The following is a 13,492-nucleotide window of genomic DNA, read 5'->3' as shown; positions in this document are numbered from 1 at the left end:
CCCGTCCCCGCAGGGCGTGTACGCGTCCGGCGTGAGGTCCGTTACGACCGCCCCCTACCACCTCAGGCCGCGCTCCGCGCCGCGTAGGCGGTCGGCGGGACACCCACCGTGGCGGTGAAGTCACGGACCAGGTGGGCCTGGTCGGCATAGCCCAGCTCCGCGGCGATCCCCGCCCAGTCGGCTGCTCCGTCCGCAGCGGCGCGTTCCAGGGCGTCGAGCAACCGGTAGCGGAGGATGACCCATTTGGGACTCACCCCCACGTACGCCGCGAAGAGCCGCTGGAGTGCCCGGACCGAGAGCCCGCTCAACTCCGCGAGGCGGGCGGTACGGCGCACCGTGCGGTCGCGTCTGGCGAGGTCGGCCAGCTCCACGGCGAGGGCGGCCTGCGGGTCGGGGCGCGGCTCCAGGGCGAGCAGCCAGGCGTCGACGGTGGCCGCGCGGCGGGCGTCGTCGCCCTCCTCGCCGAGGGCGGCGAGCGCCTCGGCGAGCGCCGGGCCGGCGCCGGTGACCTCCTCCGCCGGAAGCCGGCGCCCGGTCCATTCCGAGACGGGCAGTGCGGGCGCGAACGGCCGGAAGCCGCCCGGCCGGAACTGCACCCCGGCCACCCGTCCCGCACCTTCCAGCCGCTCGGTGTGCATCCGCAGCCCGACCCCCGACACCTCGCCCCGGGACCGCCCGCCCCGCCACTGGAGGACGGCGTTGACCGACGGATGCGGCAGCACCCGCGCCTCGTACGGGGAGGGCAGGTCCCAGTCGATCAGCCAGTAGTGCTCGACGTACGGCCGGAGCGCGGGCGCCGGCGGCAGGCGCCGGAAGGAGGTGTGGCGCAGCAAGGCCGACGGATCGAGGATCCCCCGGGTGTCACCACGAGGCGCCGTACCCCCGGAGGAACCGGGGCCGCCGGGGGCGGGGGTGCGGGCGGCGCCGTCACCGGGCCGGTCCGGGGAGGTGGCGGCTGCGGGACTCACGGGCCGATCTTAGGACCGGGCCCCGGGGCGGTGTCGCGTTTCTTCAAGCCGGCGCGCCGCCCCGCCCCTAGCGTCGGAGGCATGACCACCACTTCACCCGCCACCGGCCGCACCCCCGTCGCCGTCCTCCTCGACGCCGCCGCCCGCCGGGCCGTACCCGTGGTGCGGGGCATCGCGGACGACGCGCTGACCGCGCCCACCCCGTGCGCCGACTACGACGTGCGCGCGCTGCTGGACCACTTGCACCACGTCGTCGTCCAGTTCCAGCAACTCGCCGCCAAGAGGGACGCCGACTTCTCCACCACCCCGTCCGCCGTGCGCCCGGACACCGACTGGCGTGCCGCGTTCGCCCGGGAGACCGGAGCACTGGTGGAGGCGTGGGCGGCACCCGGCGCGGAGGAGGGCACCAGCGGGCGGATGGGGATGCCCGCACGGACCGTCGCCCACATGGCGCTGCTCGACCTGACCGTCCATGCCTGGGACCTGGCCGCAGCCACCGGTCAGCCCTACGAGGCGGACCCGGCGGTCGTCGGTGAACTGGTCGGTGCGGTGGCGGCGATGGCCCCGCAGGCCCGCGAGTACGGCGTCTTCGGCCCCGAGGTGCCCCCGCCCGGGCACGCCACGGAACTGGATCGGGTACTCGCCCTGACCGGCCGGAACCCGCGCTGGAGTCCTTGAGCACGGGGACCAGCCACCGGACGGACGGGGCCGAGGACACCGCTCGGGCGGAGCGGGAGTGATCCGCCCGAACAGTCTGGAGCCTGACCCTCCGACCTCCCTGCTGGAGGGCCTTCCACGATTCCTCTCGTTCGGCGTTCTCGCCGGACTTCAACGCCAGGACGCCTCGTCCATGGTCACCACTCCGCCGCCCGGCATGACGACGTGGACGAAGAGCAGCCGTTGCCGGATGCCGGCGTCCAGTCCCTCGATGCGTTCCTGGAACGCATCGATGATGTCCTCGTCGCCGGGCTTCAGCCGGCCGCCCTCGTAGAGGCAGGGGTTGTCGGCCGCCTCCAGGACCACGCCCACGCTCTTGCCCTGGTACGTGCCGACCTTGTTGGTCACCCCGTTGACGAGTCCGGTGACCAGGTCCTGCACGGTCTTGCAGCCGCCGACCTTCAGGGTGTCGGCGACCACCGTGCAGGCGGCGTAGAAGCTCTTGTCGTCATGCCCGGTCGGTGAGGGGTGGCGGCCGTCGACCACGAAGTCGGGCTTGGCGGCCGTGCCCTCGACGGGCCAGGGCAGGATCGCCGTGTGTCCGGTCTGCCACAGGGCCTTGGCGACGATGAGTTCCAGGGCGGCGTTGTAGCAGGTGCCGTGCAGGGCGCTCGGCGGCCGGTAGCCCGGGTTCTCCATCAGTTTCTGGATGGCGGGCTTCTCCGCGGCGGCGGTGTCGATCAGATCGAGATGCAGCCGGACGAGGATGCGCTTCGCGTCGGGAGCCAGGACGCCGGGGTCGAGCAGGCTGGCGACCAGTTGCCTGCCCCGCTGGGCGATGGTGGCTTGCTGCTCGGTGGACAGCTTCTTGACCATGCCGTTCTCGGGACCGAGGGCGCCGTTGCCCTTCACGATGTCGTTGATCTCGCTGGTCCAGGGGCCGGGCCAGGCCGGTATCGCCGTCGCCATGACTCATCAGCTCCAATCACTGTCGAGGGATACGTGGCAACCCTGGTCAGGAGCCCGGCATGCCCGTCGACACCCCCCGGGTGCTCGGCACGCCCGCAGCGGTTCGATCCGCAGGGCGACTTGGTGGTGCGATGTGTGGGGTACGACGACCGTACGGCACGCGTATCGGCCAGGGAGAGATATTCAACCCGAAATGGCCGAAGGCCACTCTGTGGCAGAAAACGCCCGGCGTGCGCAGACCGTCACACGCTGGAGGCGTAGCGCGGGCGTGACCTGAGGCGCCCTGGATGCTGCCGGCTGTCCCTTCCCCGCGGCCCCGGCGGCCGGTGCGGGCGGGCCGAGCCCTGCTCCTGACGCCGGTCACCGGGCCGGAGCCTCCCCCTCGCGCGAGGTCGGAGGGTGTCCGAGGCCTCATCGTTATGCGTGGGTGTGCAACTTCCTGTGCAACCCGGCTGTCTGCGTAGCGCCGGAGGAACGAGCCTCCGGCGCCTTTGCTCAGGGGATTGGGGACCAGGTGGGAAAGAAGGTCTGGCGAGTCGTGGTGGCCGGTGGTGCGGCGGCGGCGTTCACGGCCGTGGCCGCGGTACCGGCCGGTGCGGCGGAGGGAGGGGTCTCGTTCACCCGTGTCCAGGTGAACGGCGGCAAACCGATCGTGATCGGGGTGTCGAACGAGGTCGCGGTGCCCGCCTCCTTCCGGATGGCTACGACGCACCAGTGGAAGTGGCCGACGGTGTTCCTGTACCGCGGTGGTGAGCGGCTGTGGCACGCCATCGAGACGAGCGACTGCATCAAGGTGAGCTCGGGTGTCTGCGACATCAACGAGACGATGTACTTCGACCCCAGCGAGTGGGAGATGCACAACAGCGAGGCCGGGGCCTGGAAGGTCGGAGCCGAGGTGTTCTTCAAGGGCGGCGGTGGCGACACCGACGACGAGGGGCTGACGGTCCACGTCAAGCGCAACTCCCACCTGACCGTCGACGCCTCGCCCGAACCGGTATCCAAGGGCAGGACCATCACGGTGACCGGCAAGGTCACGCGGGCCAACTGGGAGACACGGAAGTACGGCTTCTACGCAGGCCGCCAGGTGAGCCTGCAGTTCAAGCCTGCCGGAGCAGCTTCCTACACCACGGTGAAGCAGGTCTACGCGAACAGCTCGGGAATTCTCAAGACGACCGTGAAGGCATCCAAGACGGGTATGTGGCGCTGGGCGTACTACGGCAACACCACCACCGGCTCGTCGATATCGCCCGGGGACAACGTCGTGGTGAAGTGATGTCGCAGTGCCGGTGAGCTGTTGGCGACAGAGCCGACGGTAACGACTGCGACGCGGGTCGCGGACCCACGAAGCCGAAGGTGTCCGCGGCCTTCGCCGCAGTCGGGCATCAGAGGGTGGGAAGCGACGATGTTCGGCCGAGGTGCCTCCCGGCAGCTGCCTTTGTGGCCCAGGACCGGGTGATGCGGCTGTTCAGCCCTGTGTGCGGAACAAGCCGTGACCCGGTGCTCAGGGGCCAATGGCAAGCTTGAACCATGAGCGATGCCGCGCCGGCGCCCGCACCCCGCAGACGTGCCCGAGTCCGTGCCCCCGAGCTGTTCGGCAAGGGCGGCTGGATCAATACCGGCGGGAAGGACCTGAAGCTCGCCGACTTCCGAGGTCGCACACTGATCCTCGACTTCTGGACGTTCTGCTGCATCAACTGCCTGCACGCCCTGGACGAACTGCGCGAGCTGGAGGAGAGGCACCGGGACACCGTGGTGATCGTGGGAGTGCACTCGCCCAAGTTCACGCACGAGGCCGACCATCGGGCCGTCCTGGACGCCGTCGAGCGCTACGGCGTCGAGCATCCCGTCCTGGACGACCCGGACCGGGTCACATGGCAGCAGTACGCCGTACGCGCCTGGCCCACCCTCGCCGTGATCGATCCCGAGGGTTACGTCGTCGCCCAGTACGCGGGCGAGGGCCACGCACCCGCCATCCGGCGGCTGGTCGAGGAACTGGAGGTCCAGCATGCGGCCAAGGGCACTCTGCGGCGCGCCGACGCCCCGTACGTGGCGCCGAAGCCGGAGCCGACGACCCTGCGCTTCCCGGGTAAGGCGGTGCAGCTGCCCTCCGGCACCTTCCTGGTCAGCGACACCACCCGGCATCAACTGGTGGAGTTCGCGGAGGACGGGGAGAGCCTCGTACGGCGGGTCGGCAGCGGGAGGCGGGGCTTCGCGGACGGCCCGGCCGAGGGTGCCTCGTTCAGCGAGCCGCAGGGGCTCGCCCTGCTCGGCGACGGCTCGGTCGTCGTCGCCGACACCGTCAACCACGCACTGCGCCGTTACGACCCCGTCACCGGCGAGGTCACCACCCTGGCCGGGACCGGCAGGCAGGGCCGGCCGGGCGAGTCCACCCGCGGGGCCGGACGAGCCGTCAGCCTCAACTCACCCTGGGACGTCGCCCTGTGGAACGGCCGGGTGTGGATCGCCATGGCCGGGGTGCACCAGCTCTGGACCTACGATCCGCGGGACGGGAGTGTCACCGTCGCCGCCGGGACCGGCGACGAGGGGCTCGTCGACGGGCCCGGCCGCGAGGCCTGGTTCGCGCAGCCGTCCGGGCTGTCCGCGACGGAGGACCGGCTCTGGGTGGCGGACGCCGAGACGTCCGCGCTGCGCTGGGTGGACCTCGACGGCACGGTCCGTACGGCGGTGGGCACCGGACTCTTCGACTTCGGGTACCGCGACGGCCCCGCCGCCCGGGCCCTGCTCCAGCATCCCCTGGGCGTCACGGCCCTGCCGGACGGCTCGGTGGTCGTCGCCGACACCTACAACCACGCCCTCCGCCGCTGTCACCCGCCCACCGGTGAGGTGAGCACGCTGGCGACCGATCTGCGCGAGCCCAGCGACGCCGTGGTCGTCGGCGACGCCATCCTGGTCGTCGAGTCGGCCCGGCACCGGCTGACCCGGCTTCGGCTGCCGCGGGAGGTCCTGGGCGCGGGGGCCGGTGGCGTACGGCCGGTGACGGCGGAGGTGGCGCCGGGCACTCTGCGCCTGGAGGTGACCTTCCGGGCACCCGCCGGTCAGGAGCTGGACCTGCGCTACGGGCCCGCGACGCGGCTCCTGGTCTCCGCCACTCCACCCGAGCTGCTGCGGGCGGACGAGGGCGCGGGCACCGGTCTCTCCCGCTCACTCGATCTGAACCCGTCGATGCCCGGCGGAGTGCTGCACGTCTCCGCGACGGCCGCGTCCTGCGACCACGACCCGGACATCCCGTACCCGGCCTGCCACGTCCACCAGGAGGTCTGGGAGATCCGTGTCCGTCTCGTCGAGGGAGCGAGTGATTGTTTCGCGCTCGTCCTGGCCGACGTCGACTCCGCCTGACGGGCCGAGGTGGCGTCGCTGTGACACCTCGCCCACGCACCCGCCGACGGGTGGCCGACGCGGGCGGACGGCATCCTTCCCGCAGCGCGAGACAGGGAGCGTGTGAGTGCAGGGTGCCCGGCACCTCCGTGGGCCGTGGCGCTTCGGAGGGAAGGTACACGGTGGCACGGCCATGGCCCTCGGTGAACAGGCGCCAGGACGCGCTGAGCGGGTAGCTCCTCCAGCGCCATCGCCCGTTCCGCCTCCGGGTCGAGGAGTTCTTCTCCCTGGGGGAGACTCAAGTTCCGCTGCCGCACCGACGTGGACAAGGTGGTCGGCACGGCTCTCCGGTCCCGGCCGGCGGGCATCGTGGTCAAGGGGGCGCCGGCACGCTTGCACCGGACCGGTCGTCGTGCCCCGCACCCTGAACGTCAGGTGCCTCCGTTCCCTCCCGCCAGTCGGGGAGGGATGGCCAACGCCCAGGGCGCGTAGGTCACGGCCCGGCGGCACTCATGCCCACCGCAGCCCGATCGCGGACAGCAGCTCCGTCCGTGCCGGGGACAGCGTCGCGGCCTCGCTCCGCCGGTCCCCGGCCCACGCACCGAGCGGAGCTCCTGCCCCTCCCGGTCAACGCGGACGGCACGTCAGGAGGTCCGGCAGACCGTCCCGTTGAGGGTGAACGTCGTCGGGGTGGGGTTGGCGCCGTCATTGGCTCCGACGAAGCCGAAGGTGGCGGTGGAGCCGCCGCGCGGGGCCAGCTCGGCGTTGGCGCCGTTGTCGGTCACGTGGACGCGCGAGCCCGAGCCGGTGACGTTGGCGTTCCAGGCGCTCTGCACGGACTGGCCGCCGGACGGCCAGGTGAAGTCCAGGGTCCAGCCGTTGATCGGGGCGTCGCCGACGTTGGAGACCGTGACGGTCGCGACGAATCCGCTGCTCCAGCCACTGTCCACCCGGTAGGTGACCAGGCAGCTGCTGTCGCGCGGAGCAGTGGTGGCGAAGGTCAGCGGCTCGGAGGGCCGCGAGAGGCGGCCGTCGGCGTCCCGGGCGAGGACGTTGACCGTGTGCTCGGAACCCGGCGGCAGGTTGCGCAGCGTCACCGAGGTGGAGGTCGAGGTCGCGAGCAACTGGGCGTTCGTGCCCAGGCGTTCGTAGACCTCGTAACGCACCGCCTCGCCGTTCGCGGGTGCGGTCCAGTTCACCGTGGTGCTCGAGCTGCCCACGGCGGTGGTCCTCGGTGCGCCCGGCGCACCGACCGAGGCCGTGGCGGCGTGCGGGGCGACGGTGATCGTGGTGATCGAGTACGGCGGCAGGACCTGGTCGCCGCCGGCGGTCGCGGTCACCCGGGTGACGTCGGTGTCGCCGCGGCCGTACCGGTGTACGACCGGTGCCTGGTCAGTGGGCGTGTATCCGGCGTACCTGATGTCCGCGGTGCGGGAGTTCAGCGGGTCCTTGTTGATCAGCATCACGCTCAGCGTGCCGTCGGCCCGGTGCACGGCGTGCGCGGAGACCTGGTCGCTGTCGGTGGAGGAGGCGACCATCGTGTCACCGGGACGCCCCAGCTTGGTCAGCGACTTGATGCCGAAGTACGGGTGGAACGGCGTGTTCACGGGAGGCTGGCAGACGTCGTCGACGCAGCCGCCGCTCGAGAGCAGGCCGAAGTCGTTGAAGTCGGTCTCGCCGTCCACCGTCTCCACCTTGGTGGGCCCGTTGTGCACGTTCCACCAGTCGACGTTGAAGACGCCGTTCTCCAGCGCCGTCATGTAGGTGTCCGCGGCGAACAGGCCGTTGGGGCGGCTGTTCATCTGGACGTTGGAGTTGACCTCGGTGAGCGCGATGCCGATCCGCGACGAGCGCTCTCCGGCGTACCGGTCGATCTGCCGGCGGACCTCGCGGAGCTGTCCGGGCAGCCGGGCCGTCCGGTCCAGGGCCTCGTCGGCGGTGGCGCCGCCCGGGTAGGAGTGCACGATGGCGAAGTCGATCGTCCCGGCGACCGCGGACAGCACGGTGTGGTTCCAGTCGGCCGAGTCCCCCTCGCCGACGATGCCGTCCGGCCAGTCACCCGGCGTGGTCAGCACGGCGCCGATCTTGATCGTCGGATCGACCGCCTTCATCGCCTCGGCGTAGGCGAGAACATTGCGGGCGTACTCGCGCGGGCTCTTGTCCGGGTGGTCGTCCGCCTCCCAGCCGGCGCCGTAGTGGCCGTTGCCGTAGATCTCGTTGCCGATCTCCCAGTACTTCGCTCCGTAACCGCGGGTGACGTTGGCGTACCGGACCCAGTCCGCGGCTTCCTGCGGGGTGCCGGTGCCGTAGTTGGCGATGATCATCGGCTGTGAGCCGGAGGCCCGGACACTGCCCATGAACTCGTCGAAGGTGGTGCCGGGCGCCACGTAACCGCCGGGGGCGGTGTGGTCCTCCCAGTGGTAGATGTCGCCGTAGGAGCCGCCCGGGTAGCGCATCACGCCGACGCCCGCCTCGTCCAGCAGGCCGGTCACCTCGGGGTCGTTCATGTGCGAGTCCCAGAGCGCGTGGTTGACGCCGAATGCCGCCTTGTCGATGGTGCCGAGTCCCACGCTCGCGTTGACGGTGACCTCGACGGCCGACGCCTCGTCGGCGGCCGTCGCCGTAGCGGCCGGGCCCGTGGAGGCGCGGCCGGTCGCAGCGGGCGCCGGGGGAGTGGCGGCGAGTGCGGCGACCGTGGCCAGGGCGCAGACCAGGGTGGCGGCCGGGCGTCTGCCCGTGGTTCTTCCGGCTCTGCGGAGCGGCCGGCCCAACCGGTCGACGGAGCGGTGTGCGAGCGGCATGACGTGTCCTCCTCGGGCGAGCGCCACGTCGGTCGGCAGGACGCCCGGTGTGAGTGGTCGGTGAGGTGACTTCCGTGCGTGCGGCAGTGGGAGCGCTCCCGCGATGATGCGAGGGAGGCATGCCCGCGTCAATGGTGCGGACGGCGGCGGCCCGATTTCCCGGGTGGTGTCCTGGGTGGCCTGTGCGGTGTCCTTCGGCTCCTCGACGAGGTCTCCCCGAAGAGACCGGCCATGCCGGACAAGGCCGTGTCAACCGGCGAACGTATGGCGGTTGGTCGGTTGGTCGGTTGGGCCCGGGTCGGGGCGTCAGGCGGTGGCCTTCTCGCTCAGTTCCCGGGCGAACGCCGTCGCGGATGCACGCGACGCCTGCTCCACGATGCTGATGCCGACCTCCTGGGTGCTGCAACCGTCGAGAAGTACCGCCATCAGATAGACGCGGCCCTCATGCTCTATCCGACCGATGCTGTTGACGTCCCATTTCTCGGTCTGCGTCCGCTTGAGCCACCCGTTCTTCAGCGCGGTCGTGCCCGAGTCGGCCGCTGCGGAGACGCCCCAGGCCTGGCTTCCCACGACGTGCCGCATCAGATCCTGGATGTAGGCACGCGACGCCTCGCTCAGGGCCGACTTGTCGCCGAACACGGACTGGAGCAGGCGTATCTGATCCACCGCTGTGGTCTGGGTGATGCCCCAGACGGTCCCTCCACCGCCCCGTGTCTGGGACAGGCCGAGCCGGATGTTGGCGGCGTCGAGGCCGGAGGCACTGCCTATCCGGGTCCACAGCGCACTGGTGGAGTCGTTGTCGCTCTTCTGGATCACGGCGGCGGACTGGGTGCGCTCCTCGGCGCTCAGGGTCCGCCCCTGGTCCTGGGCCTGGAGCAGCAAGGTCGCCAGGATGTTCACCTTCACGATGCTGGCGGTGTCGAAGGTGTCGTGTCCGTACGTCGCCATGGCGCCGCTCTCGACGTCCAGCATCGCGACGGACATCCGGTTGTCGCCGAAGAGCGCGGTCACGGGCGCCAGAGCCGGTCCGAGATCGAACGCCTCCTGCGTCGCGGTGGGCGACGGCAGCGGTTCCGATGCGTCCGCAGGTGCCTCGCCCGCCTTCGCCCGGGCCGAAACGGTCGGCGGGGACGGCGCCTTCGCCCGGGCGGACGCGGACGACTCGTCGGAGTCGCTCCCGGTGAGGGCATGGACGGTGACGCCGATGAGGATCACGGCTGATGCCACGGCCCACGTCGTGCGGCGTCGTCTGGCCCTGCGGCGACGTCGTTGCTCCCGGCGGGAGCGGCCGCGTCGCCGAGCAGGCGGGTTCGCATCCACGGACGAGATCATAATCGAATCGAAGTTCGAGATTGCAGGTGTCTGGGCGCTTGCAGTCCGCGAATCCTCGGGGGATGACGCCAGTGGTGGCCGCGGTCCGCGGGTGGGGCCCTTCGTCGCCCCGAGCCTCACCTGCGGAAGGGTGAAGCTCGGGTGGTGCGGCCGCGGTGAGGGCGGGCGTCGTCGCCCGGAGAGCGCCCTGTGCGCACGGTGCTGGATGCGGTTCTAGGCGTGGAGGGCGGTCAGGTCGGTCATCGTCGGACCCGAAACGCCCCCGCGCGACCGAGCCCCTGCCGCCGGGCTGCACGCTCCTGCACTACACCGACGGCCTGATCGGGCCGGTGACCCTGGCCGGCGGCGGGCTGGTCAGCCACGAGCACACGACCTCGGGGACGGTGAGACTCGTGCGGCTCACCGACGGCTCCCACGTCGTGCGGGTCGAGAACCTCGACACGAGCAACGGACCCGACCGTCGCGTGTTGCTGACCGATGCGCCGGTGAAGGAAGGAACGGCCGGCTGGCACGTGTTCGACGACGGGAAGTACGTCGGTCTTGGCAAGTTCAAGGGGAACAAGGGCAGTCAGAACTACCGGGTCCCGGCCGACGCCGACCCGTCCCGCTACTCCAGTGTGAGCATCTGGTGCGACCGCTTCGACGTCTCCTTCGGCGCCGCTGAACTTGCCCGCGTCTGACGCTGAAAGCGCTGCCGGCGGCCACGCTCATCGACGTACGCCCATGCCTTCTGGCCCAGTTCTGGTCCGGGCTTCTGGGCTCTGGGAACTCGACGGCCATCTCCAGGACGGCGTCGTGCTGTCGTCCACGGACGGGCCCGGTTTCCGGATCCGTGTCGCTCCGAGCCGGAAGCAGAAGGTCGGACAGAACCGAATGCACGTCGACCTGACGAGTGCATCCCTGAAGGACCAACGGCATACGGTGACCAGGGCGTTGGCGCGCGGCGGGCAGCACATCGATGTCGGCCAAAGCCCGCAGGACGCGCCCGTGGTACTCGCCGACCCCGAGGGCAACGAGTTCTGCGTCATCGAGCCGGAACAACACGTTCCTTGCCGACTGCGGATTTCATCGGAGCGCCGGCCTGCGACGGTCGGGTCGAGGAGTCGGACGTCGAGGTGATGCGGTTCCCGGCGACCCGGAGGCGGTGCGCGCCCCGAAGGCACGACGGTCTTCGGGGCGCGGCAGTGGTTCGGCCTCAGGCGTTGTAGCCGCCGTGGGCGTCCAGCACCGCGCCCGTGACGTACGACGCGGAGGGGCTCGCCAGGAAGGCGATCGCCGCGGCGATCTCGTCGGGGTGTCCCATGCGTTGCAGGGACAGCGAGCTGACCAGGGTTTCGAGGGTCTCGGGGTCCGGCGGTTCCATGCCGCCCTCCATCAGTCCGGCCTCCACGACGTTGGCCGTGATGTTCCGGGGCCCGAGGTCGCGTGCGACGCCCATGGTGTACCGCTCGATCCCTGACTTGGTCGCCGCGTAGTCCGCAAGGCCGGGGGCTCCCACTCGGGACCCCAGTCCGGAACTCACCGTGACGATACGGCCGCCCGTGCGCAGCACTCGTGAGGCGGCCCGGATGACGGCGATCACACCGAGATAGTTGGTGGCGTGCATCCGGTCCAGTGCGGCGGTGTCGGCGTCCGGGTCGTCCACCGTGCCGGCCGCGGAGATCGCCGCGTTGTTGACGAGGATGTCCAGGCCGTCGAAGTGGGCGACGACGTCGTCGATCAGCGCCGGCGCCCGGCTCGTGTCCGCCTGGTCGGACTGCAAGGCCAGGGCCTTGACTCCCTTGCCGTGCACCTCGTCGACGACGGTTTGCGCCTGCTTCTCGGAACTGACGTAGGTGAAGGCGACGTCGGCGCCCTGTTCCGCCAGCAGCCGTACGGTCGCGGCTCCCAGTCCGCGCGAGCCTCCGGTGACCAGCGCGACCTTGCCCGTGAGTGGCTTGCTCAATTTCCTCACCTCGTTGATTGACTCTCCGTCTCAGTCGAAACAGTAATGGTTACGACTGGTGGTTGCAACCATAGTTGTTACGACCGAGCTGTCGTAACATGAAGCGTTGCGGCCGAGAGGAGCAGTCCATGAGTGCCAACAGCAGGCTGACCATCGCTGCCCATGCGTTGGCCTGGATCGGCCTCTATCAGCGCCAGGGCCATGAGGTCGCCACCTCCGAGCAGATCGCGACCAGCGCGAACACCAACCCCGTGGTGATCCGGCGGCTGCTCGGCGACCTGCGCAGGGCAGGGCTCGTAGAGAGCCGGCGGGGGGTGGGCGCGGGCTGGTCGCTGGCACGCGAGCTGGAGTCGATCACCCTGCTCGACGTGTACGAGGCAGTGGAACCCGGCCCGCTCTTCGCCATGCACCGCGCCACCCCGGACCAGGAATGCGTAGTGGGTTACGGCATCCAGCCGGCGATGCAGGCCGTCTACGAGGGCGTCGAGGAGACCCTGAGGCGCGAGCTGGCCCGCGTCACGCTCGAGAACGTGCTCCGGGATGTGCTCGCAGCGCCTCGCTAGTCTCCGCTGCGTCCTGGCATCACCAGGGCCCTGCCCGGCAGGTCCGTCAGACGCCTCGTACGTGGCCCTGGGCTGTCAAGAATTCACTGGTCGACAGGGGGGTCGGAGCAGGAGACTGCATGCGTGATCGAGCGAGAAGCCGCCGTTCGGGCCGTTGAGGAACAACTGGAACGCGACTACCAGAGGTGGCGGGCTGCGGGCGCGGAGGTACTGCGCTTGGCCGTGGCGGACGTCGAGGAGCACGAACTGGTGTGGATCGTCTCCTGGACCTCCGAGAAGTTCGTGCGCACTCGAGATCCGGAGTACATGCTCGCAGGCAACGGGCCGTACCTGGTCGACCGTGTCGACGGGGGACTGCACCAGGTCGGCGTCGTCTCCGCGATGACCGGGGCGTGGGAGCACGACTACCGAGCCCGGATACGCGGGCTCCCGGTGCGCACCGCAGTGGACGAATTGCACGATGTGCTCCGCGAAATCGCGCCCGAGCGCGGACGCTTGCACGCTGTGCGGACACTGCGCCGGAAGCTGCCGATGTTCTCGCCAGCGGAGGCCATCGCATACGTGAGCGCCCTCCTGGACGGTGATGCGCCCGCCCGTCTCGTGGCCGTCGCCACCGAGGAACTCGTGGAGCCTCTCGACCCGGTACTTGCCGTGCAGACGGACGATTCTGGGCGGGGCGGAGACCCGAGCCGGTCGGAGACCCGGGGGGTGACGGGAAGGCCGGTCGGCATGCCGATCGCGCACCCGGTCCCGATGCTGGGACGTGGCGAGGAGAACATCGGCGCCACCGTCGTAGGGGTGGTGAATGCGCCTGCATCCGGGTGTCGGTGAGGAGGACACCCGCCACCCTGTCGTCGGCGATGTCTCGGAGCTGTTCGTCGATGCGGCCACGCCACCGGGGCTTGGTGGACGCCGTTGTCT

The 13,492-nt window shown here is 70.6% G+C and carries 10 protein-coding genes and 3 pseudogenes; 7 read left to right on the top strand and 6 right to left on the bottom strand.

The annotated features are described in order from the left end of the window. Window positions 1-62 precede the first annotated feature (62 nt). Window positions 63-851 carry an AraC family transcriptional regulator gene (locus AC07FV_RS15760; protein WP_479088030.1) on the bottom strand — a complete coding sequence of 263 codons (789 nt, stop codon included), beginning with the start codon at window positions 849-851 and terminating at the stop codon, window positions 63-65. A gap of 198 nt (window positions 852-1,049) precedes the next feature. On the opposite strand from AC07FV_RS15760, the gene AC07FV_RS15755 reads away from it, so the two are divergent. After that, window positions 1,050-1,646 carry a TIGR03086 family metal-binding protein gene (locus AC07FV_RS15755; RefSeq protein ID WP_479087650.1) on the top strand — a complete coding sequence of 199 codons (597 nt, stop codon included), beginning with the start codon at window positions 1,050-1,052 and terminating at the stop codon, window positions 1,644-1,646. Window positions 1,647-1,796: 150 nt separating this feature from the next. Here AC07FV_RS15755 and AC07FV_RS15750 read toward each other — a convergent pair whose 3' ends face one another. Beyond that, entirely contained in the window at window positions 1,797-2,594 is a 798-nt protein-coding gene (locus tag AC07FV_RS15750; protein ID WP_479087648.1) for a hypothetical protein, read from the bottom strand. Window positions 2,595-3,108: 514 nt separating this feature from the next. Here AC07FV_RS15750 and AC07FV_RS15745 point away from each other — a divergent pair. Continuing rightward, window positions 3,109-3,867, top strand: a complete 759-nt coding sequence (locus AC07FV_RS15745) for a hypothetical protein (protein ID WP_479087647.1) — start codon at window positions 3,109-3,111, stop codon at window positions 3,865-3,867. 254 nt (window positions 3,868-4,121) lie between these two features. Continuing rightward, window positions 4,122-5,951, top strand: coding sequence for an NHL domain-containing thioredoxin family protein (locus AC07FV_RS15740; RefSeq protein WP_479087645.1), 1,830 nt, complete (start codon window positions 4,122-4,124; stop codon window positions 5,949-5,951). Window positions 5,952-6,574: 623 nt separating this feature from the next. On the opposite strand, the gene AC07FV_RS15735 is transcribed toward AC07FV_RS15740, so the two are convergent. Further along, window positions 6,575-8,731 carry a cellulose binding domain-containing protein gene (locus tag AC07FV_RS15735; RefSeq protein ID WP_479087643.1) on the bottom strand — a complete coding sequence of 719 codons (2,157 nt, stop codon included), beginning with the start codon at window positions 8,729-8,731 and terminating at the stop codon, window positions 6,575-6,577. Window positions 8,732-9,037: 306 nt separating this feature from the next. Further along, window positions 9,038-10,051, bottom strand: coding sequence for a serine hydrolase (locus tag AC07FV_RS15730; RefSeq protein WP_479087642.1), 1,014 nt, complete (start codon window positions 10,049-10,051; stop codon window positions 9,038-9,040). Between the two features lie 335 nt (window positions 10,052-10,386). On the opposite strand from AC07FV_RS15730, the pseudogene AC07FV_RS15725 reads away from it, so the two are divergent. Continuing rightward, window positions 10,387-10,743: pseudogene (locus AC07FV_RS15725) on the top strand (DM13 domain-containing protein); the annotation flags it as partial. A 43-nt stretch (window positions 10,744-10,786) separates the two neighbouring features. Then, window positions 10,787-11,182, top strand: coding sequence for a VOC family protein (locus AC07FV_RS15720; RefSeq protein WP_479087640.1), 396 nt, complete (start codon window positions 10,787-10,789; stop codon window positions 11,180-11,182). 76 nt (window positions 11,183-11,258) lie between these two features. Here AC07FV_RS15720 and AC07FV_RS15715 read toward each other — a convergent pair whose 3' ends face one another. Beyond that, entirely contained in the window at window positions 11,259-12,017 is a 759-nt protein-coding gene (locus AC07FV_RS15715; protein WP_479087639.1) for an SDR family NAD(P)-dependent oxidoreductase, read from the bottom strand. 119 nt (window positions 12,018-12,136) lie between these two features. On the opposite strand from AC07FV_RS15715, the gene AC07FV_RS15710 reads away from it, so the two are divergent. Next, the gene (locus tag AC07FV_RS15710; protein WP_479087638.1) at window positions 12,137-12,571 is read left to right on the top strand and encodes an Rrf2 family transcriptional regulator; all 435 of its coding nucleotides are present in this window, start codon (window positions 12,137-12,139) and stop codon (window positions 12,569-12,571) included. Window positions 12,572-12,694: 123 nt separating this feature from the next. Then, window positions 12,695-12,964, top strand: a pseudogene (locus AC07FV_RS15705) (YrhB domain-containing protein); the annotation flags it as partial. A 372-nt stretch (window positions 12,965-13,336) separates the two neighbouring features. Here AC07FV_RS15705 and AC07FV_RS15700 read toward each other — a convergent pair. Further along, window positions 13,337-13,411 (bottom strand): annotated as a pseudogene (locus AC07FV_RS15700) (hypothetical protein); the annotation flags it as partial. Window positions 13,412-13,492 lie beyond the last annotated feature (81 nt).

The sequence above is a fragment of the Streptomyces sp. NPDC045956 genome, from assembly GCF_056430705.1.
Note: the sequence above shows the minus strand (reverse complement) of the source record. Positions and strands in the feature narration are given on the sequence as shown.